Below are 23,485 nucleotides of genomic sequence, written 5' to 3'. Positions count from 1 at the left end.
TCGGCGAAGGCGCAGGCCGCTGCCACCGCGAAGGAGATGTGCGAAGCATGACGACGATCTCGGAAAAGGTTTCCGACAAGCCGACCCGAACCACCCGCCCGGTCTCGACCCGGGTCTCCCAGTCCGTCTTCGACGGCTCCCGGCTCCGGGTCGTCCTGCTGGTGGACGTCCACGACGGCGCGCAGCAGCAGTTCCTGGAGGCCTACGAGCAGCTGTGCAACCAGGTGGCCCAGGTGCCCGGTCACGTCAGCGACCAGCTCTGCCAGTCGATCGAGAACCCCTCGCAGTGGCTGATCACCAGCGAGTGGGAGAGCGCCCCGCCGTTCCTCGCCTGGGTGAACAGCGAGGAGCACGTGGAGATGGTCAAGCCGCTGCACAACTGCGTACGCGACACCCGTTCGCTCCGTTTCCACGTCGTACGGGAGACAGGCGGCCCGTCGGCGGACGCGGTCCGCGTCCTGCAGGCCCAGCCGCGGATGGGCGACGGCGTGATCCGCCACGCGCTCACCTTCACGGTCCGGCCGGGCAGCGAGGCCGAGGTCGCGAGGATCCTCGCGGACTACGCCTCGCCCCAGGCGAAGGTCGACGACTCCACCCGGCTCTGCCGTACCTCCCTGTTCATGCACGGCAACCGGGTCGTGCGCGCCATCGAGGTGCGCGGCGACCTGATGGCGGCCCTGCGCCACGTCGCCCGGCAGCCCGAGGTGCGGGCCGTCGAGGAGGCCATCAACCCCTACCTGGAGCAGGACCGCGACCTCAACGACCAGGAGTCCGCACGGGTGTTCTTCACCCGGGCGGCGCTGCCGGCCGTCCACCACGTCAGCGCCGCGGAGCCGGCCGAGGGCGAGCGGCACGCGATCTGCTACCCCGCCCGCCCCGGCTGCGGGATGCGGCTCGCGGAGCTGCTCGCGCAGCAGGACGAGGCCGCGGCCGAGGACCCGGCGAGCGCGGTGCTGCACAGCACGGTCTTCCAGCGCGACGACGTCGTCGTCCGCCTGGTCGAGCAGCGGCCCGGCACGCCCGTGGACATCACCCCGGCCCACGCGCTGACCGCCCTGCTGGACGGCGACGCGGTGCGGATGCAGCTCCTCACCGACCGCCGCTCGCCGGACGCCTGAACCCTCACCGTCGCATCACCCCCAGGGAGGAACGCAGACATGCAGCCCATTCCGAAGATCGTGGACCTCAGCGAGGTCGAGCCCAACACCCGGCGTGGCGGCGATCTGCGCGCCATGCTCACTCCGGCCACGGTCGGTTCCACCAGCGGTTTCATGGGTGTGGCCATCGTGCAGCCGGGCGACCGCATCGCCGAGCACTACCACCCGTACTCCGAGGAGTTCGTGTACGTCGTCTGCGGCGACATGGAGGTCGACCTGGACGGCGACCCGTACCCGCTGCGGCCCGAGCAGGGGTTGATGATCCCCATGAACATGAAGCACCGTTTCCGCAACGTGGGCAACGTCGAGGCCCGGATCGTCTTCCACCTCGGCCCGCTGGCCCCGCGCCCGAGCCTCGGCCACGTGGACACCGAGGAGACGGAAGCCGTCGCCGTGGGGCAGGTCCGGTCGTGACCCGGCGCGTGGCGGTTACGGGCATAGGCATCGTGGCTCCGGGGGGTGTGGGCGTACCGGCGTTCTGGGATCTGCTCGCCTCGGGCCGGACCGCGACGCGCGGCATCACCTTCTTCGATCCCTCGGGCCTCAGGTCGCGGATCGCCGCCGAGTGCGACTTCGACCCGGCGGCGCACGGCCTGGCCACCGAGGAGATCGAGCGGGCGGACCGTTACATACAGTTCGCCCTGGTCGCCGGTGACGAGGCGGTCCGGAACTCCGGGCTCGACCTCGGCCGGGAGGACCCCTGGCGGATCGGGGTCTCCCTGGGCACGGCGGTCGGTGGCACCACCCGCCTGGAGCACGACTACGTCCTGGTGAGCGAAGCGGGCCGGCGCTGGGACGTGGACCACCGGCAGGCGCAGCCCCAGCTGCACCGGGCGTTCTCCCCGAGCACCCTCGCCTCCGCGGTGGCGGAACGATTCGGCGCCCAGGGTCCGGTCCAGACCGTCTCCACCGGCTGCACCTCGGGCCTGGACGCCGTCGGCTACGCCTTCCACACCGTCCAGGAGGGCCGCGCCGACATCTGCATCGCCGGCGCCTCGGACTCCCCGATCTCACCCATCACCATGGCCTGCTTCGACGCGATCAAGGCCACCTCCCCGAACAACGACGACCCCGAGCACGCCTCCCGCCCCTTCGACAACCGCCGGGACGGGTTCGTCATGGGCGAGGGCGGCGCGGTGCTCGTCCTGGAGGAGGAGGAGCACGCCAAGGCCCGTGGCGCGCACATCTACTGCCGGCTCGACGGCTACGCCACCTTCGGCAACGCCTACCACATGACCGGTCTCACCAGCGAGGGCCTGGAGATGGCCCGCGCCATCGAGACCGCCCTGAACCACGCCCGCCTCGACCCCACCGCCATCGACTACGTCAACGCGCACGGCTCCGGCACCCGGCAGAACGACCGCCACGAGACCGCCGCCGTCAAGAAGGCGCTCGGACAGCACGCGTACAGCACGCCCATGAGCTCCATCAAGTCCATGGTGGGCCACTCGCTCGGCGCCATCGGCGCGATCGAGGTCGTCGCCTGTGTGCTCGCCCTGGCCCACCAGGTCGTCCCGCCCACCGCGAACTACGAGACCCCCGACCCCGAGTGCGACCTCGACTACGTGCCGCGCGTCGCCCGTGAACGCAGCCTCGGCGGCGTCCTGTCCGTGGGCAGCGGGTTCGGCGGCTTCCAGTCCGCGGTGATCCTGACCCGGCAGAGAGGACGGACATGATGAGCGAACCCCGTTCTCGGCGGGCCGCCGTCACCGGCATCGGTGTCGTCGCGCCCAACGGGACCAGCACCGAGACCTTCTGGAAATCCGTCCAGGAGGGACGCAACGTCCTCGACAAGGTGACCCGCGACGGGTGCGAGCACCTGCCCATGAAGGTGGCCGGAGAAGTCCGCGACTTCGACCCGGCGGCCGCCGTCGAGGAACGCCTCATCGTCCAGACCGACCGCTTCACGCACTTCGCGATGGCCGCGGCCGACCTGGCACTCGAAGACGCCCGGCTCGGCCGCGCCGACACCGAGGGTTCGCCGTTCGACGTCGGTGTGGTCACCGCGGCCGGCTCCGGCGGCGGCGAGTTCGGCCAGCGCGAGCTCCAGCAGTTGTGGGGCAAGGGCAGCCGGTTCGTCGGTCCCTACCAGTCCATCGCCTGGTTCTACGCGGCCAGCACCGGCCAGATCTCCATCCGGCGCGGCTTCAAGGGCCCCTGCTCGGTGGTCGCCGCCGACGAGGCCGGCGGCCTGGACGCCCTCGCCCACGCCGCCCGCGCGGTCCGCCGCGGTACGGACGTCATCGTGGCCGGTTCCACCGAGGCGCCGATAGCTCCGTACTCGGTGGTCTGCCAGCTCGGCTACGAGGAACTCAGCCGGGAGCCCGACCCGGCCCGCGCCTACCGCCCCTTCACCGAGCAGGCCTGCGGGTTCGTGCCGGCCGAGGGCGGCGCCATGCTCGTCGTGGAGGACACCGGCTCGGCCCGCGCACGCGGACTGCCGGTACGCGCCACCCTCGACGGCCACGCGTCCACCTTCACCGGGGCCTCCCGCTGGGCCGAGTCCCGGGCCGGGCTCGCCCAGGCGATCCGCGGGGCGCTGGCCGAGGCCGGCTGCGCACCCGAGGAGGTCGACGTGGTCTTCGCCGACGCCCTCGGCGTGCCGGAAGCCGACCGGGCGGAGGCGTTGGCCATCACCGACGCCCTCGGCGCGCACGGCAGACGGGTGCCGGTCACCGCGCCCAAGACCGGGATCGGCCGGGGCTACTGTGCGGCCCCCGTCCTCGACACCGCCGCCGCGGTGCTGGCGATGGAACACGGGCTGATCCCGCCGACCCCGGGCGTCTTCGACATCTGCCACGACCTCGACCTCGTGACCGGCCGCGCCCGTGCCGCGCAGCCGCGCACGGCACTGGTGCTCAGCCGGGGCCTCATGGGGTCGAACTCGGCGCTCGTGCTGCGCCACGGCGCGGCCGGGTGAGTCGAACACACCAGCTGCCCAGCAGCGAAGCAGAAGGAGTTGCTATGAGCATCACCGTGGACGAACTGTCCGAACTCATGAAGAAGGCCGCCGGCGTCACCGTCTCCCCGGCCGACCTGCAGGACCGGGCCGACAGCGGTTTCGACGTCCTCGGCGTCGACTCGCTCGGCCTGCTCGGCATCGTCGGCGAACTGGAGAACCGGCACGGCGTGCCCATGCCGGTGGACGCCGAGCGGTGCAAGACGCCCCGCCAGTTCCTCGACCTCGTCAACAGCGCCATGCCCGCGGGAGCCTGACATGACCGGACACACCCAGAACGAGATCACCATCGCCGCGCCCGTCGACCTGGTCTGGGACATGACCAACGACGTGGCCAACTGGCCCCAGCTGTTCAGCGAGTACGCCAGGGCCGAGATCCTCGAGGAGGACGGGAACAAGGTCACCTTCCGGCTGACCATGCACCCCGACGAGAACGGCAAGGTGTGGAGCTGGGTCTCCGAGCGCGAGGCGGACCGCCGCAACCTGCGCGTCAAGGCCCGCCGGGTCGAGACCGGCCCGTTCGCGCACATGGACATCCTCTGGCAGTACGAGGAGGTGCCCGCCGGCACCCGGATGGTCTGGACCCAGGACTTCGCGATGAAGCCGGAGGCCCCCGTCGACGACGACTGGATGACCGACAACATCAACAAGAACTCCAAGGTCCAGATGGCCCTGATCCGCGACAAGATCGAGAAGGCCGCCACCGGCCGGCGCCCCGACCCGGCCCTGGCCGACTGAGCCAGCAGGAAGACAGGAACGGAGAGACACGTGCACCAGGCCCTGATCGTCGCCCGTATGGCACCGGGCTCCGCCCCCGACATCGCGAAGGTGTTCGCGGAGTCCGACCGGGGAGAGCTGCCGCACCTCGTCGGGGTGGTCCGGCGCAGCCTCTTCCAGTTCGGTGATGTGTACATGCACCTCATCGAGTCCGAGCGCGAGCCGGGACCGGCCATCGCCAAGATCACCTCACATCCCGAGTTCAGGGACGTCAGCGACCGTCTCACGGCGTACGTCAGCGCGTACGACCCGGAGACCTGGCGCTCCCCGAAGGACGCGATGGCCCAGCGCTTCTACCTCTGGGAGCGCGACGGCGGCGGGTGACCCCGCGCACCGCCGTACGCCAACGGTGCCGGACCCGCACACGAAGCGGGCCCGGCACCGGCGCGTGCCGGGGGCCTGGTCTCAGGCCGGCACCGTGCAGTCGAAGGCGTGCAGATACGGGTTGACCGGCCGGATGTCGTTGACGCTCAGGCCCGCGTCGGTCAGCCGGCGCACCATGGAGTCGGTGGTGTGCTTGGCCCCGCCGACGTTCAGGAGCAGCAGCAGGTCCATCGCGGTGCTGAACCGCATCGACGGGGTGTCGTCGACCAGGTTCTCGATCACCACGACCCGGGCCCCGGGACCGCCCGCCGCGACCACGTTGGCGAGCAGCCGCGCGGTGGACTCGTCGTCCCACTCCAGGATGTTCTTGATGATGTAGACGTCCGCGTCGACCGGTACGGCCTCCCGGATGTCACCGGGCACCACCCGCGCCCGGTCCGCGAGGTCCCCGCCCTCGCGCAGCCGGGGCAGCGCGTTCTCCACCACCTTGGGCAGATCCAGCAGATAGCCCTTCATCGCCGGGTACTTGTCCAGCAGACAGGCCACCACATGGCCCTGTCCGCCGCCGAGGTCCGCGACCGACCGGCTGCCGGACAGGTCGAGCAGCGCGGCGACCTCCCGGGCCGACTGCTCGCTGGAGGTGGTCATGGCCCGGTTGAAGACGTCCGCCGATTCCGGCGCGTCCTCGTTCAGGTAGACGAAGAACTCCTTGCCGTACAGGTCCTCGACGACGTTGCGGCCGCTGCGCACGGCCTCGTCGAGCTTCGGCCAGGCGTCCCAGGTCCAGGGCTCGGTGCACCACAGGGCGATGTAGCGCAGGCTGTGCGGGTCGTCCTCGCGCAGCAGCCGGGAGGTCTCGGTGTGGGCGAACGTCCCGTCCGGCCGCTCGGCGAAGACGCCGTAGCAGGACAGGGCGCGCAACAGCCGCCGAAGCGGCTTGGGGTCGGTCTTCACCGCCGACGCCAGGGACTCCACGGTCATGGGAGCGTCCCCGAGCGCGTCGGCCACGCGCAGCCGGGCGGCCGCGCGGACGGCGGCGGCACAGGCCGCCCCGAACACGAGCTCGCGCAGCCGCATCGACGGCGGCGGAGCGTCCTCCGCCGGCCCCTTGACCGGCGTGGAGAGGTCGCGTGCTGGTGCGGTCATGTGCCGCCTTCCTTCCGTGTGAGATGTCGTACGGCCGTCAGGTCAGCACAGACCCGCGGGCTTGGACTTCTTGCAGGTGTTCTGCCTGAAGGCGTTGCCGTGCTTGGTGGCTTCCTGGTTGACCAGGTCGGCGGGGGCGTTGCCCGACAGCCTGTTGCGGGTGATCTGGTTCTTGTCGCTGGTGACACCCACGAAGCTCCTGAAGACCACGACACCGCCCGACAGCGGGGACCTTCCGGAGTTCCGGGTGACCGTGTTCCCGGTGACCAGGGTGTCCTCGGTGCCGGTCAGGACGATGCCGGAGCCCTGCAGGAAGGCCAGCCGCGCCGTCTTCTTGCAGTACTTGTTGTTCTTCACGACCTGGTTGTCGGCGACGGTCAGGTGACCGGCCTTCGGCTTGTTCTCGTCGCCGACGACGAAGACGCCCGCGCAGTTGCCGGTCACCGAGTTGTCCGAGACGGTGAGGTTGCGCAGCCGGCGGACGGTGACGCCGATCCGGTTGCCCTCCAGGAGGTTGTGCTCGACGACCGTGCCGTCGGTGTCGGCGGCGCCCTTCTCGGCGGTGACGGAGTTGGCGAGGAAGATGCCGGCGTCGCCGTTGTGGCGGGCGACGTTGTTCTGGTACATGCTGTGGACCGAGCGCTCCTCGGCGAGGCCCCACTGTCCGTTCTTCACGGCGGCCACGCCGTGCACGTGCAGGTTGGCCGCGCCGACGGCCATGACGCCGGTCCGGGAGAACCCGGTGACGGTCAGGTGAGCGATGGTCACGTCCTCGACGGGCTGCTTCTTGGCGCCGACCACGCAGATGCCGTTGCCCATCTCGGCGCAGGACTTCACGGCCTTCTTCGCGGTGCTCCTGGCCTTCTTGGCCGGCTTGAGCACGGTGGCCGCGCCCACGCCGCGCAGGGTGAGACCGGGTGTGGTCACCTTGACGCTCTCGTGGTAGGTGCCGGCCAGCACCACCACCGTGTCGCCGGGCTCCGCGGCGTCGACCGCCCGCTGGATGGACTCGCCCGGGTGCACGGTCAGCACGTGGTGCGTGGCGGCCGCCGGAGCGGCACCGAGAAGGGAGCCGCACAGGGCGGCGCTGCACGCGAGGTATGTGATATGGCGTTTTGTCACATGGGGAAGGTTAGGAGCAGATGACCCGATAAACGGTTGTATGCTCCGTTCGGCGGCGTGTCATGAGCGCCCCCGCAGGGCGGGACGCGAGGCCGTGCCGAGATGCGGCTCCGCCGCGGGGCGCGGGAAAACACAAAGGCGCGGCAGTCGCAACGCGACCACCGCGCCCCGGGTCCGCAGGCGAGTCCTACCGCCCCCGAGGGCCACCCCTGGGCATCCGCATGCCCTTCGGCATCGGCCCCTTGGGCAACGGCATGTTGGACATCAGGTCCCCCATCGCCCGCAGCCGGTCGTTGGTGGTCGTCACCTGAGGCCCGGTCAGCACACGGGGGAACTTCAGCATCGTGGTCCGCAGCTTCTTCAGCTCGACCTGGCCCTCGCCCGTGCCCACGACCACGTCGTGCACCGGCACGTCGGCCACGATCCGGGCCATCTTCTTCTTCTCGGCGGCCAGCAGGGTCTTCACCCGGTTCGGGTTGCCCTCGGCGACCAGGACGATGCCGGCCTTGCCGACCGCCCGGTGCACCACGTCCTGGCTGCGGTTCATCGCCACCGCCGGCGTCGTCGTCCAGCCTCGCCCGATGTTGTCCAGGACGGCGGCCGCGGCGCCCGGCTGGCCCTCCATCTGGCCGAAGGCCGCACGCTCGGCCCGCCGGCCGAAGACGATCGCCGTCGCGAGGAAGGCGAGCAGCAGGCCCAGGATGCCCAGATAGACCGGATGACCGATCAAAAAGCCGATCACGAGGAAGACCGCGAGGGTGCCGAGACCGACACCGGCAAGCACCAGACCGATCGTCTTGTCGGCCTTGCGGGTCATCTTGTACGTCAGGACGATCTGCTTCAGTCGTCCGGCATTCGCAGCGTCCGCTGCGGGTTCCTTCCTCGCCATGCCCCGAAGTCTACGTGGCCCCGGGAGTGCCGACGACGGCAGAGTCCCGACAGGGTCGCGGAAGAGGTGTCAGGAGCGGCCGGCGGCCTGCTCCAGGAAGCGCTGGGCCTCGACCCGGTCCTTGGCGCGACGGCGGTCCTCCAGCACGGAGGTCCAGGCGTTCTGGCGGGCGGTGCGCTGGCCGCCGCTCATGAGGAGCGACTCGACGGCACGCAGCGCGTCGGTGAAAGACGGGATCGCGGTGGCGCGAACGGGCGCGGCCTGCATGGTGGAGGTCCCCCTCGAAGTGGATGGATGTGCTGTGATACCAGGGTCTTTGTTCGGTGTTACCAGGGCGTGACCGACCGGTCAAACGCCAATGAAGCCTTGATTCGAGGCCCGTGAACGCCGACGCGGCCCTGACGTACGCCCTCATCAGCGAGGACGGTCAGGACCGCGTCCATCCGGTCATTACTGGCCGGTAACAGTTTGTGCGTGAATTCACACGCTCGGCGGCGGGGCCGGGGGACGGACCCTCAGACCGCCTGTGCGGCGACGAACGTGCCATCGTGCTGCGGAGCGGCTGAATGCCGCTGCTCGACGGCCATCCGGTACAGGCGGCCGGCGCGGTACGAGGACCGGACGAGCGGGCCCGACATCACACCGGAGAAGCCGATCTGCTCGGCCTCCTCCTTCAGCTCCACGAACTCCTGCGGCTTCACCCAGCGCTCCACGGGGTGGTGCCGCAGGCTCGGGCGCAGGTACTGCGTGATGGTGACCAGCTCGCAGCCGGCCTCGTGCAGCTGGCGCAGCGCGTCGCTGACCTCCTCGCGGGTCTCGCCCATGCCGAGGATGAGGTTGGACTTGGTGACCAGGCCGAAGTCGCGGGCGGCCGTGATGACCCTGAGCGAACGGTCGTAGCGGAAGCCGGGACGGATGCGCTTGAAGATCCGGGGCACGGTCTCGACGTTGTGCGCGAACACCTCGGGGCGGGCCGAGAAGACCTCCGCGAGCTGCTCGGGGACCGCGTTGAAGTCGGGGGCGAGGAGCTCGACCTTGGTGCGGCCGGCCGCGCGGTCCGCCGTCTGCGCGTGGATCTGGCGGACCGTCTCCGCGTACAGCCAGGCGCCGCCGTCCTCCAGGTCGTCGCGGGCGACACCGGTGATGGTCGCGTAGTTCAGGTCCATGGTGACCACGGACTCGCCGACGCGGCGCGGCTCGTCGCGGTCCAGCGCCTCGGGCTTGCCGGTGTCGATCTGGCAGAAGTCGCAGCGCCGGGTGCACTGGTCGCCGCCGATGAGGAAGGTCGCCTCGCGGTCCTCCCAGCACTCGTAGATGTTCGGGCAGCCGGCTTCCTGGCAGACCGTGTGCAGACCCTCGCTCTTCACGAGGTTCTGCATCTTCGTGTACTCGGGGCCCATTTTCGCCCGGGTCTTGATCCACTCGGGCTTGCGCTCGATGGGGGTCTGGCTGTTGCGGACCTCCAGGCGCAGCATCTTGCGTCCGTCGGGTGAGACTGCGGACACGACCGGCTCCCTAGCGATTGATTCTTCGGCGACCTTCAGGGTACGCCCGTTGATTTGAATGCCCGGTGTGAGTGCTGGCCCCTGGGGGCTGCCGACCCCAGGCCCCCGCTGCGGCCTGCCCGGCCTGGTCCTCAGACGCCGGACGGGCCGACGGTTGCCGGTGTCTTCTCGATCACCCTCGGCTTCAGATCCGCGTTCTCCAGTACGGCCTTCAGGTGCCGTTCCACCACCGGCAGGACCTCCTCGATCGTCACGTCGCGGCCCAGTTCGCCGGCGAGGGAGGCGACGCCGGCGTCGCGGATGCCGCACGGGATGATCCGGTCGAACCACTTGTTGTCCGGGTTCACGTTGAGGGCGAAGCCGTGCATGGTGACGCCCTTGGCCACCCGGATGCCGATGGCGGCGATCTTGCGGTCCTCGCGGCGCTGGCCGGCGTTGGAGGGGGCGTACTCCGGGCCGTTGAGGCGGGGGTCGAACTCCTCGTCCGTCAGGCGGGGATCGAAGTCCAGCGAAAGCCCTCCGAGGGTCTGCGGCCGCTGCTCGACCGGGTCGCCGAGCACCCACACGCCACTGCGCCCCTCGACCCGGGTGGTCTCCAGGCCGAACTCGGCGCAGACCCGGATCAGCGCCTCTTCCAGGCGCCGTACGTGCGCGACCACGTCCACCGGGCGCGGGAGCTTCTGGATCGGGTAGCCCACCAGCTGGCCGGGGCCGTGCCAGGTGATCTTGCCGCCGCGGTCCACGTCGATGACCGGGGTGCCGTCGAGCGGTCGCTCGTTGTCCGCGGTACGGCGGCCCGCCGTGTACACCGGGGGGTGTTCGAGCAGCAGGACCGTGTCGGGCACCTCGTCGGCGAACCGCGCCGCGTGCACCCGGCGCTGCTCGTCCCATGCCTCCTGGTACTCGACGGCATCCGCGCCGAACCCCATGCGGACGAACCGCAACTCACTCACGGCAAGCGCCTCCCTCGGGCGATGGGTGTGTCAGGCACATAACGCGCCCAAGCCACTGTACGTCCGTCCGTCACGCGTCAGCCCGGGGGTTAATTCTCACACGATCGGATGAATGAAGGTCGAGATGTGCTATCGGCTGCTCACTCTCCGCTACATTCACGCCGTCCGTGAGTGCCAAAAGGGCTGCTCACCGGCAATCCGGGACAAGCCGCCGAGCTGACCCAGAAGGCAGGAGACCGCACCCCAGATGACGGATCGACCCGCGCAGCGCACCCCCAACCGCCAGCTCGCCGCGCTCATCGCAGAAGCGGGGTTCTCCAACGCGGGTCTGGCCCGTCGTGTCGACCAGCTCGGGCTCGAACACGGGCTGGATCTCAGATACGACAAGACCTCGGTCACCCGGTGGCTGCGCGGCCAGCAACCCAGGGGCACCACCCCCGCCCTGATCGCCGAGGTCTTCACCCGGCGCCTGGGCCGCCGGCTCACCGCCCAGGACCTGGGCCTCGACGCGTGTGCCCCGGTGTACGCCGGGCTGGAGTTCGCGGCCAGCCCCGAGGAGGCCGTCGACATCGTCAGCGGGCTGTGGCGCAAGGACTCCGGCAGCCACGCCGAGCTCCGCAAGATCGCGTTCACCCCGGCCGGGCTCGTGGTGCCCAGCCGGGACTGGCTGATCGGCCGCGCCGACGACAGGGTGGCCCGCGGCGAACCGGCGGCGCCGGTGGTCGCCCGGGTGCCGGCGCAGACCAGGCCCGCCGCGCCCAGGCAGGCGCCGCTCGCACCGGTGCGGCCGCGCGGGCAGGCCGAGCGCGGGCCCGGTCAGCGGGTGACCGGCGGCGACATCGCCGCGCTCCGCTCGGTCGGCGAACTGTTCCGCTCTCTCGACGACCAGTACGGCGGCGGTCACGCCCGGCAGGCCCTGGTCCGCTACCTGGAGCACGAGTGCGAGCCGATGCTGCGCGGCACGTACGGCGAGCAGACCGGCCGCAAGCTGTTCGGTGCGGCGGCCGACCTGACCCGGCTGGCGGGCTGGACGTCGTACGACATCGCCGCGCACGGCCTCGCCCAGCGCTACTTCGTCCAGTCGCTGCGCCTCGCCCAGGCCGCGGGGGACCGGTCCTACGGCTCCTACGTCCTCGTCACCATGAGCCGGCAGGCGGTCTACCTGGGGCACGGCCGGGAGGCGGTGCAACTGGCCCGGGTGGCCCAGCAGGGGGTCGGCACGAGCGCCCCACCGGTCGTCCAGGCCCTGCTCCACGCGGCGGAGGCCCGCGCGCACGGCGTGCTCGGCGAGGTACGCGCCTGCACGGGGGCGCTCGTCCGGGCCGAACGCGCCCTGGAGACGGCCCGCCCCGGCGACGAGGTCCCCCACTGGGCACGCTTCTTCGACGAGGCGCAACTGGCCGACGAGTTCGGCCACTGCCACCGCGACCTCCAGCAGTTCCGGGCCTCCGCCCAGCACGCGGAACGGTCCCTCCAGCTCCGGGCGCCCTCCTACGCCCGCAGCCGCCTCTTCTGCCGCGTTGTCCTCGCCACGGCCCGCCTGGGCCTCGGCGAACTCGACCAGGCGTGCGCGCTGGGCGTGGAGGCGGCGGGGGCGGCGGCCGAGATGCGCTCGGTCCGCGCGATCGAATACGTCAGGGACTTCGAACGCCGCCTGGAGCCGTACAAGGACGCGGCGCCGGTGAAGGGTTACCGGGAGAGGGTGGCGGCGCTGGGCTGACGGTCCGCTGCGCGGGGCTGCGGCCGAGGGGTGGGTGCTGCGCGGCTCACCTTCTTTTTCCGCCGCAACGGTGATCAGCTGCGGCGGTGTGGTCCGGCGGTGCCGGGGTGGCCGTGGCCGTTCGCCGTTGCCGGTTCCGGTCGTTCGCATGGTGCGGCGCTGTCGTGGCTGGTCGCGCAGTTCCTCGCGCCCCTGGCGGGGCGCTGTGCGGTCACCTTCCTTTTTCCGCCGCAACGGTGATCAGCTGCGGCGGTGTGGTCCGGCGGTGCCGGGGTGGCCGTGGCCGTTCGCCGTTGCCGGTTCCGGTCGTTCGCATGGTGCGGCGCTGTCGTGGCTGGTCGCGCAGTTCCTCGCGCCCCTGAAGGGGCGCTGTGCGGCTCGGCGCCTGAAAGGGCGACCAGCCCCGTGCCCCTGAAAGGGCGCTATGCGGCCCGGCGTTGTGCGGGGTCCGCGGTGTGCAGGGAGGTTGAGGCGCCGATGTCCGCAAGGATTGCCGCCGTGGCCCGGTGGGCCGAGTGCAGGGCTCCCTGGACTGTGCTGGTGTCGCGGTGGTCGCCGCAGACGTAGAGGCCGGCGAGGAGGCGGACGGGGCGGCGGAGGTCGTGTGGGGGACGCATGGCGGGGATGGCCTCGGGGGTGTGGTGGACCGCGAGGGTCTCCCAGCGGCGCGTCGACGTGCCGTAGAGGCGGGCCAGGTGCATACGGACCGCGGTGTCGACGTCCGAGGGCGGCTTGCCGAGAAGCGTCGAGGAGATCAGGGCGCGGCCCTGCGGCGCCCGGCTCGGATCGATGTTGCTGACGACGGAGGTGTGGGAGACGGGGCCGCCCCGGTCGGCGTCCAGGAGGAGGGACGTCCCGGTGGTGAGCGTCGCCGGTTCGTCCGTCGTGTGGTGGACCACGGTGACCCGGTGGAAGTCCGGGACGCGCAGGCCCGGGAGGAGTTCGGCGGCGGCCCGCGCGTCCGTCGCCAGCAGCACCGCCCGGCAGCGGATCACGCCGTGTTCGGCCGTCGTCACCGACGTGGTGGAGACCGACGTGACCCGGACGCCGGTGTGCACCGTGCCCGGCGGCAGGGCGCGGGCGAGGAGGTCCGGGAGGACCTCGGCGCCCCCCTCCGGCACGCACAGCCGCCCGCTCGCGAAGGAGCGCAGCGCGAGGTCCGCGCAGCGGCTGGACGTCGTCAGCTCCGGGTCGCAGAGGAGGGCCGCGAGCAGCGGGCGCAGGAAGCCGTCGACCGTGCGGGCGGGCACCCCGCGCTCCGCGAGGGCGCGGGCGGCGGGCAGCTCAGGACGGGCCAGGATCCGTTCGACGGGAGTGACGGCGAGGCGGCCCAGCGCGGCGCCCAGCCGGGCCTGGTCGACCGCGCCGCCCATCGGCGCGGTCGACCGCGCCGGCGCCACCGCAGAGCCGCCCCTGGGGGCGCTTGCCAGGGCGCGCACGGCGTACAGTGCGCCCCTCGCGCTTCCGCCGCCCGCCGGAGCGCCGGCCCGGTGCCTGCGCCCGTCGCGATGGAGCAGCACACCGGGCGCGTACCGCCGCAGAACCAGGGCGTCCAGTCCCGGGGCGAGGCGTAGCTCCGGATAGGACGTGGACAGGAGCTGTCCGATCCGGTCGAGCCGGAAGCCGTCGACCTTCTCCGTCGACATACGGCCGCCGACGTAAGGGGCGGCCTCCAGGACCGCGGTCGTTACTCCTGCGCTGTTCAGCCGATGAGCCGCGGAGAGTCCGGCGATGCCGGCTCCCACGATGACGACGTCCGCCTGGTACGCGGGCTCATGCACGAGGCCCCTCCTCGATTGCGCGTCCGGTGGAGACGTGATGCCCCCAACCCGCTGCGGGGATACCCGAGTTCGGGTCGAGGTTAGGGCGGTGGCCGGTCAGGGACAGTCGCGCATGAACAGGGCACGGTCGCACGCCGGTCGCATGCGGTCACAGGGGCCGTCAGGCCGCTCGGATCGCGTCCTCGATGCGCGGGAACGCGAACGTGAACCCTGATTCCAGCAGCCGCTTCGGCACCACCCGCTGGCTGCCGAGCACGTCCCCGGCCATCTCGCCGAGCGCCGCCCGGAGCACCGGGGAGGGCACCGGGAAGAGAGCCGGACGGTGCAGCACCCGGGCCATCGCCGCGGTGATCTCGGCGTTGGTCAGCGGCTCGGGCGCGGTCAGGTTGAACGGACCCGACAGACCCTCAGTGTCCATCAGGAACCTGATCGCGGCCACCTCGTCGTGCAGCGCGATGAACGACCAGTACTGGCGGCCGTCGCCCAGCCGGCCGCCGAGCCCGGCCTTGAAGAGCGGGAACAGCCGGCCCCAGGCCCCGCCGCCCCGGGCCACCACCAGCCCGGTGCGCGTGAACACCGTCCGCACGCCGGCCTCCCGCGCCGGGGCCGCCGCCTCCTCCCACTCCACGCACAGCGACGGGAGGAAACCGTCGCCGGGCGGGGCGTCCTCGTCCACGACCCGGTCGCCGGTGTCGCCGTAGATGCCCATCGCGCTGCCGCTCACGAACACCCGCGGCGGGTCCGGCAGGGCCGCCACGGCCTCGGCGAGCGCGGCCGTGCCGAGCACCCGGCTGTCCCGGATCCGCCGCTTGTAGGCGGGCGTCCAGCGCTGGTCGCCGATCCCGGCCCCGGCCAGGTTCACCACCGCGTCACAGCCGGCCAGCGCGGCGGTGTCGACGTACCGCCCCTCCGGGTCCCAGCAGACCTCCGCGGTGCCGTGGGCCGCGCGCCGCACCAGGCGCACCACCTCGTGTCCGTCCGCCTGGAGGGACCGCACCAGGGCGCTGCCGATGAGGCCGGACGCACCGGCCACCGCGATACGAGAACGTTCCATGCGTCCCAGCATGCCGGTAAGGGCCGCGGAAAACCCGCTGGGCCCCGGCAGGCGGCCGTCTAGGGTGACCGCATGCCAGTGCCGTACATACGCGCCGCCCTGCCCGACGACGACGACGAGCTCTCCGCCCTCGACCGTGCCACCTGGTCGCCCGTGCACGCGGTCCTGCCGCGCCCGCAGCCGCCGTACGAGCCCTTCTTCAGCGAGCGCCACGCCCCCGAGGACACCCTGGTCGCCGAGCTCGACCGGCGCATCGTCGGCTATGTCCGGCTCGGCCTCGCCTACAAGCTCGCCTCCAACGCGCACGTCCGGCAGATCCAGGGCCTCGCCGTCGCCGAGGAGGCCCGCGGCCGCGGCGTGGCCCGGGCGCTGCTGCGGGCGGCGATGGAGGAGGCCCGCCGCCGCGGCGCCCGCCGGATCCGGCTCGGCGTCCTCGGACACAACACCGCGGCGCGCCGGCTCTACGAGTCGGAGGGCTTCGCCGTCGAGGGCGTGATGCCGGGGGAGTTCTTCCTGGAGGGCGAGTACGTCGACGACGTGGTCATGGGCCGGCCGCTGTGACGGTCAGGGCGTGATCAGTTCGCCCGTGTCCACCGGCGAGGTGGCGTGCGCCGCGCGCGCCGCGTCCTTGGCCACCTCGCCGGCGGTCAGCACGTACCCCGTCTCGTTGTCCGACGTGGAGCGGGCGAACACCACGCCGTACACCCTGCCGCCGGTGGTCAGCAGCGGCCCGCCGGAGTTGCCGGGGCGGACCGTGGAGCGGATCGAGTAGATCTCCCGGGTCACGGTGGCGTCGTTGTAGATGTTCTGGCCGGTGGCCCGCACCTTGTTCGCCACCGTGGCCGCCTGGAGGTTCAGGTTGCCGTCCTGCGGATAGCCGGCCACCACCGCGGAGTCCCCGCGCGCCGCCGTCGTGTCGAACCGCAGCACGGGCGCCCGCAGCCGCGGCACGTACAGCACCGCCACGTCCCGGTTCGGGTCGAAGAGGACGACCTCCGCGTCGTACGACGGCCCGACCCCGCCGATCCGCACGCTCGGGTTGTCGATGCCGGCCACCACGTGGGCGTTGGTCATCACGTGCTCCGGCGCGAACATGAACCCGCTGCCCTCGCGGCCCTGGCTGCCGGAGGCACCCTCGATCTTGACCGTGCTGCGCTTGGCCGCGCCCGTGGCGGCCGCGGTGACGTTGTCACCGGACGGCTTGGCCACCCGGGCCGTCGACTCGTTCTCGAACGGGTTGAAGACCTGCGGGAAACCCGCCTCGGTCAGCGCCGAGGTGGCCCGCGAGAACCAGGACGGCGTGGTGTCCGGCATGGTGTTCTGCACGGCGCCGAGCAGCTTCGAGTCCCGGATCGCCGTCGTCACCGCGGGCGACGAGGACGCGCCCAGCACGCTCGCCGCCACCCAGGCCACGATCAGCACCGCCACCGAGTTGGCGGCCGCCCCGCCCATCCCGTCTGCCACCCGCAGCGGACCCCGGTCCAGCTCACGGCGCAGCCGCAGCGCCAGCCGCCCCGCCAGCTCGTGCCCCACCACCCCCGGCACCAGCACCGTCAGCACCGCGACCACCGTCGCCGTCGCCGTCCCGCGGGTGACCAGCTCCATCACCCACGGCAGCACCCACACGCCGATCACCGCGCCGCCCACGAACCCGGCCAGCGAGACACAACCGGCCACCAGCCCGCGCCGGTAACCGGACGCCGCGTAGACGATGACCACCAGCACGAGCACCAGGTCGAGCAGGTCCACGGAGCCGCCTTTCTCTCGGTGCCCTTAATACGCTCGGGACAGGTCCAGTGATCAGTTCACGCGCACGGGGGCCCGGGAACCGGCCACGCCCGCGTGTACCCCCTGAAACGTCCCGGACCAGGACGATGGTTCCACCAGGTGGCACAGCACACATCGCGGGCAGGGCCGATCAACCCGAGAGTGAGTGCCATGCGCGTCTTCCCAAGAGCGGGGCGGCCCACCAGGATCACCGCCCTGACGCTGCTCGGCTGCCTGCCGGGCCTCGCCGCCGTGCTCGTGCTCCTGCAGTACGCCCAGGGCGTCGACCGCCCCGTCCCGACCCGCCTTGCCGCGCCCGCGCCGACCAGCCCCGCCATCCGCTACCGGGCACCCCGGCCGCACATCGTGCCGCGCTCGGCCTGGCTGAACGACACCGTCCGCCGCACCCAGCCGCCACCGCGCTACGACGACAAGGTCGTCGCCGTCTTCGTGCACCACACCGACTCGCCCAACGGCTACTCCTGCGCCCAGGCGCCCGAGATCATCCGCCGCCTGTACGCCGGCCAGACCGGCGACCGCGCCTGGGACGACCTCGGCTACAACTTCGTCGTCGACCGGTGCGGCACCGTCTACGAGGGCCGGGCGGGCGGCGCCGACCGGGCCGTCACCGGCGCCCACACCCAGGGCTTCAACCACCGCACCGCCGGCATCGCCGCCCTCGGCACCTTCACCGCGGGGGTGCCCGTCCCGCGCGCCATGGCCGACTCCATCGCCGCCGTCGCCGCCTGGAAACTCGGCCTGGCCGGCATCGACCCGCGCGGCAGCGCCCGGCTGGTCTCCAGCAACGGCCGCAGCCGCTACCGGGAGGGCGCGGTCGTCGCGCTCCCGGCCGTGGCCGGCCACCAGGACGGCTACATGACCAACTGCCCCGGAGCCGCCCTCATCGCCCGCCTCCCGGAGATCAGGGAGACGGCGGCCCGGCTGCAGGGCAGGGTGCCGGCGGCGGCACCGTCGTCTTCGAGGACACCCGGACGATCGGCGCCCCCGGGCGGAACTCCGCTGAGCGTCCTCCGGGAAACACCCCCGAGGACCTTCCCCGGACCACCCGCGAAGACGTCCACAGGAACGCCATAGGCGGCACGCAGGCCGTTCAGATCCCCGCGTCCTACGGTCAGGGACATCAGCAGCCGACCGGAGGCGGGGATCATGAACAGCAGTCGCACCGAAGCCCGTACCGAAGCCCGTGCCGAAGCCCGTGCCGAGGCCACGGAGAAGGCCGGCCGGGCCAGGTCGTCCCGGGGACCCTGGGCCGTGGTCTGCGCGGTCGCGACGGTCGTCCTCGGCCCGGCCGCGGTCACCGCGTCCGCCCTCGACCAGGCCAACGCGGCACCGCTGCACCACGCGGTCAAGGCCGAGCAGGCGCAGGCGTACGTACCGTCCGACCTGACCCGGCGCCGCGCCGCGTGACCCCTGCGTGACTACTCCTTGAAGCGGTCCCACAGCCGGGGAAACCGCTCGGCGAGCACCCGCGTGTCCTCGAAGTCGATCGGGGTGCCCTCCGGTTCGGAGGGTGCGGGGGCGATCCCCAGGTCCGGCGCCACGGTCCCGGTCAGCTGCTCGTACGCCTCGTCCGCCGCATACCCCAGTTCCTCGCCGTCGCCGTCGACCTCCTCGTCGAAGTCGTCCAGCAACTCCGCCAGCGCGTCCGGGTCGTGCAGGGCGCCCTCGAAGACCTCCCGGCCCTGGGCGATGAGCCAGCACCGGAAGAAGTCGAACGCGTCGTCGCTGGCCCCGTCCAGCAGCACCCAGGCGGCGCCCCACAGGTCCCAGCGGTAGGCGCGGTTGTAGCGGGCCTCGAAGTGACGGGCGAAGTCCAGGACCAGGTCCGGCTCCAACTGGAGCAGCCGCTCCACCAGCAGGTCGGCCTGCTCCTCCGGGTCGCCTTCGGCGGCCTCGCGGGTGGCGTCGACCAGCTCCCAGAACTCCGTCTCGTCCATCACGGGTCCAGCATCGTGCCTGGGCGACGGGGGCGCACGCGGAGTGGTGCGGATTGTTATCCGGCGTCCTCCGAGCCCTCACCCCCTCCTCTCGTGTGAGGTGCCCCCGCGGCTGTCCGCGGACCGCGGTCCGCGTGCGGCCGGCGCGGCCGCACGCGGGCTCACGGCACCGGCGGGGCGGTCCGCACAGCCCGGACGGCCCCGGCGGAGGGATCCGGCGGGGCCGTCCGGGCGCGCTCAGGGGCGCGCGGGCTTCACAGCCCGTACTTCTCCCGCGCTTCCTTCACCGCGGTCGCCTTGACCTCGCTCCGCCCGGCCAGCTGGGCCAGGGCCGCCACGACGATCGACTCCGCGTCGACGCCGAAGTGACGGCGGGCCGCGTCACGGGTGTCGGAGAGCCCGAAGCCGTCGGCGCCGAGGGAGGACCAGTCCTGCTCGACCCACTGCGCGATCTGGTCGGGGACCTGGCGCATGTAGTCGGAGACCGCCAGGACCGGGCCCTGCGCGCCGTGCAGCGCCTGACGGACGTACGGCACCCGCTCCTCGCCGCGCAGCAGGGCCGCGTCCGCCTCCATGGCGTCCCGGCGCAGCTCGGACCAGGAGGTCGCGGACCAGACGTCGGCGGCCACGCCCCACTCCTCGGCGAGCAGCCGCTGCGCCTTGAGCGCCCAGTGGATCGCGGTGCCGGAGCCGAGCAGCTGGACGCGCGGGGCGTTCGCCACCGTGGACAGCCCGGCCGACTCCGCCGTGTTGAAGCGGTACAGGCCCTTGACGATGCCCTCGTCGACGCCCGGCCCGGCCGGCTTGGCGGGCTGCGGGAGCGGCTCGTTGTAGACGGTCAGGTAGTAGAAGACGTTCGGGTCCTCGCCCGGTGCCGACTCGCCGTACATCCGGCGCAGACCGTCCTTGACGATCGTCGCGATCTCGTAGGCGAAGGCCGGGTCGTACGTCAGCGCGGCCGGGTTGGTCGCGGCGATCACCGGGGAGTGCCCGTCGGCGTGCTGGAGGCCCTCACCGGTCAGGGTGGTACGGCCGGCGGTCGCGCCGACGAGGAAGCCGCGGCCGAGCTGGTCGCCGAGCTGCCACATCTGGTCGGCGGTCCGCTGCCAGCCGAACATCGAGTAGAAGATGTAGAACGGGATCATCGCCTCGCCGTGCGTCGCGTACGCGGTGGACGCGGCGATGAAGTCGGCCATCGAACCGGCCTCGGTGATCCCCTCGTTGAGGATCTGGCCGTTCTTGGCCTCCTTGTAGTACATCAGCTGGTCACGGTCGACCGGCTCGTACGTCTGGCCCTTGGGGGAGTAGATCCCGAGTGACGGGAACAGCGACTCCATACCGAAGGTGCGCGCCTCGTCGGGGACGATCGGCACCCAGCGCTTACCGGTCTCCTTGTCGCGGACCAGGTCCTTGACGAGCCGGACGAAGGCCATCGTGGTGGCCACGTTCTGCGAGCCCGAGCCCTTGTCGAAGGAGGCGAAGGCCTTGTCGGCGGGGGCGGGCAGCGGCGCCAGGGCGTGCGTACGGCGGGCCGGGGCCGGGCCGCCGAGGGCGGCGCGGCGCTCCTGGAGGTAACGGACCTCGGGGGAGCCGGCGCCGGGGTGGCCGTAGGGCACGACACCGTCGGTGAAGGCGCTGTCCGCGATCGGCAGCTCCAGCAGGTCGCGCATCTTCTTGAACTCGTCCACCGTCAGCTTCTTCATCTGGTGGTTGGCGTTCTTCGACGCGAAGCCGGCACCGAGGGTGTGGCCCTTGACGGTCTGGGCGAGGATGACGGTCGGCGCGCCCTTGTGCTCGACGGCGGCCTTGTACGCGGCGTACACCTTGCGTGCCTCGTGACCGCCGCGCGAGAGGTGGAAGCACTCCAGGATCCGGTCGTCGCTCAGCAGCTTCGCCATCTCGACGAGCGCGGGGTCGGCGCCGAAGAAGTCCTGGCGGATGTAGGCCGCGTCCCGGGTCTGGTACGTCTGGATCTGCGCGTCCGGTACCTGGCGCAGCCGGCGTACCAGCGCCCCGGTGGTGTCCAGCGCGAACAGCTCGTCCCACGCCGTGCCCCACAGCGTCTTGATCACGTTCCAGCCGGCGCCGCGGAACTGGGCCTCCAGCTCCTGCACGATCTTGAAGTTGGCGCGCACCGGGCCGTCGAGACGCTGCAGGTTGCAGTTGATGACGAAGGTGAGGTTGTCCAGCTCCTCACGGGCGGCGAGCGCGAGGGCCGCGGTCGACTCCGGCTCGTCCATCTCGCCGTCGCCGAGGAAGGCCCAGACGTGGGACGCGGAGACGTCCTTGATGGCGCGGTTGGTGAGGTACCGGTTGAAGCGGGCCTGGTAGATGGCCGAGAGCGGGCCGAGACCCATGCTCACGGTCGGGAACTCCCACAGCCAGGGCAGGCGGCGGGGGTGCGGGTACGACGGGAGGCCGTTGCCGCCGGCCTCCTGGCGGAAGTTGTCGAGGTGCGCCTCGGTCAGGCGGCCGTCCAGGAAGGCGCGGGCGTAGATGCCGGGGGAGGCGTGGCCCTGGATGTAGAGCTGGTCACCGCTGCCGGGCGAATCCTGGGATTCCTTGCCCTTGAAGAAATGGTTGAAGCCGGTCTCGTAGAGCCAGGCTGCCGAGGCGAAGGTGGCGATGTGCCCGCCGACGCCGTGTTTGCTGCCCCGGGTGACCATCGCGGCCGCGTTCCAGCGGTTCCACGCGGTGATCTTCTCCTCCATCTCCTCGTCGCCGGGGACGGCCGTCTCGGCGGCGGTGGGGATGGTGTTGAGGTAGTCGGTCTCCAGCAGCTTCGGCAGCGCGATGCCGCCCGCCTCGGCACGCTCCAGCGTGCGCCGCATCAGGTACGCGGCACGGTGCGGCCCGGCCTCCCTGGCCACCGCGTCCAGAGAGGCCTGCCACTCGGCGGTCTCCTCCGGATCCCGGTCCGGGAGCTGGTCGAGCGCGCTCGGCTGGATGGCGTTGGGGTCGGTCATGTCGCCGCCTTCCTCAGTCGAAGGGGGTTCCCTCATCGGTAAGGGTTCGGGGGTGCCCTTGGTCTTTGGCAGGACAGGGCAGAGGGCTCGGGTGCGAGCCCGTCGGCGACTCTAACTCCCTGATCGATGATCGATCAAAGGGGTACGGGGCAAAACCTCTCGATTCCGAGAAAGTCGGCACGGGGTGCCTTCGGCGATGGCACCGGGTGACGTGATCAGGTCGACGTTTACGCAGGTGAGGCGGTGTTTGAGCGAGCGTCCGCTCTTGTGTGAGGGTGCCGTCGGGGGTGCCGTTGGAGGCGAGGGTGGTCGGTCGGCTGCCGCGTCGTCGTGGCTGGTCGCGCAGTTCCCCGCGCCCCTGAGGGGCGCGCTGTACGCGCCCGGCGGTTCACGCCCGCGGGGCGCAGCCCAGGACGTGGGCCTTCATGATGTCCGCGTGGCTGTGGCTGGTCGCGTAGTTTGGCGCGCTTCTGAGGGGTGTGCTGTGCGCGTCCGGGTGGTTCACGCCCGCGGGGCGCAGCCGAGGACGTGGGCCTTCATGATGTCCGCGTGGTTGTGGCTGGTCGCGTAGTTTGGCGCGCTTCTGAGGGGTGTGCTGTGCGCGTCCGGGTGGTTCACGCCTGTGGGGCGCAGCCGAGGACGTGGGTTTTCACGATGTCCGCGATGCGGGGGTCGCGGCGCCGGAAGGCGGCGACCAGCTCCTCGTGTTCCTCGGCGTACGACTGCTGGACCGTGCCCAGCCAGCGGATCGACAGCGCCGTGAAGACCTCGATGCCCAGGCCCTCCCAGGTGTGCAGCAGCACCGAGTTCCCGGCCGCCCGGACCAGCTCGCGGTGGAAGCCGACCGTGTGCCGGACCTGGGCCGTGCCGTCGGCGTCCCGGTCGGCCTCGTACAGGGCCGCCACATGCGGTTCGAGAGCCGAGCAGTCCTCGGCCAGCCTCTCCGCCGCCAGCTCCGCCGCGATCGCCTCCAGGCCGGCCCGCACCGGGTAGCTCTCCTCCAGGTCGGCCGCCGTCAGGTTCCGCACCCGCACGCCCTTGTTCGGCGCCGACTCGATGAGCCGCAGCGACTCCAGCTCGCGCAGCGCCTCCCGCACCGGCGTCTGGCTGACCTCCAGCTCCGTCGCGATCCGGCGCTCCACGATCCGCTCGCCCGGCTTCCAGCGCCCGCTGACGATTCCCTCCACGATGTGCTCGCGGATCTGTTCGCGCAGCGAGTGGACGACGGGCGCGGTCATGAGAGCTCCTTAAGGGCGTTTGACGTTTAGACAATAAGGCCGGACCGGCTTTCGGGAGAGGCGCACGGGGGCGCTTTCGCGCAGGTGAGACGAGACTTACACGCCTCCCGGGCCGACGGGATCCGTACGGCCGGGGACGGGACGACGGTGCCCCGCCCGGAAGAACTCC

At 71.8% G+C, this 23,485-nt stretch carries 23 protein-coding genes; 11 read left to right on the top strand and 12 right to left on the bottom strand.

Translation table 11 applies throughout. The annotated features are described in order from the left end of the window. The first annotated feature begins 47 nt into the window (after positions 1 to 47). The 7 genes from LQ326_RS44140 to LQ326_RS44110 are packed head-to-tail and all read left to right on the top strand — an operon-like array spanning position 48 to position 5,217. The gene (locus LQ326_RS44140) at positions 48 to 1,118 is read left to right on the top strand and encodes a SchA/CurD-like domain-containing protein (protein ID WP_234544767.1); all 1,071 of its coding nucleotides are present in this window, start codon (positions 48 to 50) and stop codon (positions 1,116 to 1,118) included. Between the two features lie 39 nt (positions 1,119 to 1,157). Continuing rightward, positions 1,158 to 1,571, top strand: coding sequence for a cupin domain-containing protein (locus tag LQ326_RS44135; RefSeq protein WP_234544766.1), 414 nt, complete (start codon positions 1,158 to 1,160; stop codon positions 1,569 to 1,571). Continuing rightward, positions 1,568 to 2,833 carry a beta-ketoacyl-[acyl-carrier-protein] synthase family protein gene (locus LQ326_RS44130; protein ID WP_234544765.1) on the top strand — a complete coding sequence of 422 codons (1,266 nt, stop codon included), beginning with the start codon at positions 1,568 to 1,570 and terminating at the stop codon, positions 2,831 to 2,833. The genes LQ326_RS44135 and LQ326_RS44130 overlap by 4 nt, the downstream gene beginning before the upstream one ends. Further along, entirely contained in the window at positions 2,833 to 4,077 is a 1,245-nt protein-coding gene (locus LQ326_RS44125) for a ketosynthase chain-length factor (protein WP_234544772.1), read from the top strand. The genes LQ326_RS44130 and LQ326_RS44125 overlap by 1 nt, the downstream gene beginning before the upstream one ends. A gap of 44 nt (positions 4,078 to 4,121) precedes the next feature. Further along, the gene (locus tag LQ326_RS44120; RefSeq protein WP_089101200.1) at positions 4,122 to 4,373 is read left to right on the top strand and encodes an acyl carrier protein; all 252 of its coding nucleotides are present in this window, start codon (positions 4,122 to 4,124) and stop codon (positions 4,371 to 4,373) included. A gap of 1 nt (position 4,374) precedes the next feature. Next, complete coding sequence (locus LQ326_RS44115) at positions 4,375 to 4,854, top strand: SRPBCC family protein (RefSeq protein WP_234544764.1); 480 nt, start codon at positions 4,375 to 4,377, stop codon at positions 4,852 to 4,854. A gap of 30 nt (positions 4,855 to 4,884) precedes the next feature. Next, the gene (locus LQ326_RS44110) at positions 4,885 to 5,217 is read left to right on the top strand and encodes a TcmI family type II polyketide cyclase (RefSeq protein ID WP_234544763.1); all 333 of its coding nucleotides are present in this window, start codon (positions 4,885 to 4,887) and stop codon (positions 5,215 to 5,217) included. Between the two features lie 81 nt (positions 5,218 to 5,298). On the opposite strand, the gene LQ326_RS44105 is transcribed toward LQ326_RS44110, so the two are convergent. From LQ326_RS44105 to lipB, 6 genes are all read right to left on the bottom strand, one after another. Then, positions 5,299 to 6,363: a methyltransferase gene (locus tag LQ326_RS44105; protein WP_234544762.1), complete on the bottom strand. Its 1,065-nt coding sequence runs from the start codon at positions 6,361 to 6,363 to the stop codon at positions 5,299 to 5,301. Positions 6,364 to 6,405: 42 nt separating this feature from the next. Further along, the gene (locus LQ326_RS44100) at positions 6,406 to 7,485 is read right to left on the bottom strand and encodes a right-handed parallel beta-helix repeat-containing protein (RefSeq protein WP_234544761.1); all 1,080 of its coding nucleotides are present in this window, start codon (positions 7,483 to 7,485) and stop codon (positions 6,406 to 6,408) included. A 187-nt stretch (positions 7,486 to 7,672) separates the two neighbouring features. Next, complete coding sequence (locus LQ326_RS44095; protein ID WP_234544760.1) at positions 7,673 to 8,374, bottom strand: DUF4191 domain-containing protein; 702 nt, start codon at positions 8,372 to 8,374, stop codon at positions 7,673 to 7,675. A gap of 69 nt (positions 8,375 to 8,443) precedes the next feature. Further along, positions 8,444 to 8,641: an SCO2195 family GlnR-regulated protein gene (locus LQ326_RS44090; RefSeq protein ID WP_181806529.1), complete on the bottom strand. Its 198-nt coding sequence runs from the start codon at positions 8,639 to 8,641 to the stop codon at positions 8,444 to 8,446. Positions 8,642 to 8,889: 248 nt separating this feature from the next. Further along, positions 8,890 to 9,879: a lipoyl synthase gene (lipA, locus tag LQ326_RS44085; RefSeq protein ID WP_234544759.1), complete on the bottom strand. Its 990-nt coding sequence runs from the start codon at positions 9,877 to 9,879 to the stop codon at positions 8,890 to 8,892. Positions 9,880 to 10,010: 131 nt separating this feature from the next. Further along, positions 10,011 to 10,832: a lipoyl(octanoyl) transferase LipB gene (gene lipB, locus LQ326_RS44080; RefSeq protein WP_234544758.1), complete on the bottom strand. Its 822-nt coding sequence runs from the start codon at positions 10,830 to 10,832 to the stop codon at positions 10,011 to 10,013. Positions 10,833 to 11,079: 247 nt separating this feature from the next. On the opposite strand from lipB, the gene LQ326_RS44075 reads away from it, so the two are divergent. Continuing rightward, a complete protein-coding gene (locus LQ326_RS44075; protein WP_234544757.1) occupies positions 11,080 to 12,552 on the top strand; it encodes an NsdA family TPR-like regulatory protein in 1,473 nt (490 codons plus the stop codon). A gap of 422 nt (positions 12,553 to 12,974) precedes the next feature. Here LQ326_RS44075 and LQ326_RS44070 read toward each other — a convergent pair whose 3' ends face one another. Together LQ326_RS44070 and LQ326_RS44065 are read right to left on the bottom strand one after the other, a co-directional pair. After that, entirely contained in the window at positions 12,975 to 14,333 is a 1,359-nt protein-coding gene (locus LQ326_RS44070; protein ID WP_234544756.1) for an NAD(P)/FAD-dependent oxidoreductase, read from the bottom strand. Positions 14,334 to 14,493: 160 nt separating this feature from the next. Next, on the bottom strand, positions 14,494 to 15,387 hold the full coding sequence (locus LQ326_RS44065; RefSeq protein WP_234544755.1) for a TIGR01777 family oxidoreductase: 894 nt from the start codon (positions 15,385 to 15,387) through the stop codon (positions 14,494 to 14,496). A 72-nt stretch (positions 15,388 to 15,459) separates the two neighbouring features. Here LQ326_RS44065 and LQ326_RS44060 point away from each other — a divergent pair, with 72 nt between their 5' ends. After that, entirely contained in the window at positions 15,460 to 15,948 is a 489-nt protein-coding gene (locus LQ326_RS44060; RefSeq protein WP_234544754.1) for a GNAT family N-acetyltransferase, read from the top strand. A 3-nt stretch (positions 15,949 to 15,951) separates the two neighbouring features. Here the strand turns inward: LQ326_RS44060 and LQ326_RS44055 are convergent, their stop codons facing one another. Beyond that, a complete protein-coding gene (locus tag LQ326_RS44055; RefSeq protein ID WP_234544753.1) occupies positions 15,952 to 17,136 on the bottom strand; it encodes a MarP family serine protease in 1,185 nt (394 codons plus the stop codon). Positions 17,137 to 17,325: 189 nt separating this feature from the next. Here LQ326_RS44055 and LQ326_RS44050 point away from each other — a divergent pair, with 189 nt between their 5' ends. Together LQ326_RS44050 and LQ326_RS44045 are read left to right on the top strand one after the other, a co-directional pair. Next, on the top strand, positions 17,326 to 18,249 hold the full coding sequence (locus tag LQ326_RS44050) for a peptidoglycan recognition protein family protein (protein WP_234544752.1): 924 nt from the start codon (positions 17,326 to 17,328) through the stop codon (positions 18,247 to 18,249). A gap of 72 nt (positions 18,250 to 18,321) precedes the next feature. Next, entirely contained in the window at positions 18,322 to 18,582 is a 261-nt protein-coding gene (locus LQ326_RS44045) for a hypothetical protein (protein WP_234544751.1), read from the top strand. An 11-nt stretch (positions 18,583 to 18,593) separates the two neighbouring features. Here the strand turns inward: LQ326_RS44045 and LQ326_RS44040 are convergent, their stop codons facing one another. From LQ326_RS44040 to LQ326_RS44030, 3 genes are all read right to left on the bottom strand, one after another. Continuing rightward, a complete protein-coding gene (locus LQ326_RS44040; RefSeq protein WP_181809660.1) occupies positions 18,594 to 19,112 on the bottom strand; it encodes a DUF4240 domain-containing protein in 519 nt (172 codons plus the stop codon). Between the two features lie 254 nt (positions 19,113 to 19,366). After that, positions 19,367 to 22,078 carry a pyruvate dehydrogenase (acetyl-transferring), homodimeric type gene (aceE, locus tag LQ326_RS44035; RefSeq protein ID WP_234544750.1) on the bottom strand — a complete coding sequence of 904 codons (2,712 nt, stop codon included), beginning with the start codon at positions 22,076 to 22,078 and terminating at the stop codon, positions 19,367 to 19,369. A 614-nt stretch (positions 22,079 to 22,692) separates the two neighbouring features. Next, positions 22,693 to 23,316 (bottom strand): GntR family transcriptional regulator, encoded by a 624-nt coding sequence (locus LQ326_RS44030; RefSeq protein WP_234544749.1) that lies wholly within the window; start codon positions 23,314 to 23,316, stop codon positions 22,693 to 22,695. Positions 23,317 to 23,485: the final 169 nt, after the last annotated feature.

The sequence above is a fragment of the Streptomyces shenzhenensis genome, from assembly GCF_021462265.1.
Lineage (GTDB): Bacteria > Actinomycetota > Actinomycetes > Streptomycetales > Streptomycetaceae > Streptomyces > Streptomyces shenzhenensis.
This window is presented reverse-complemented; position numbering and strand designations above follow the sequence as displayed.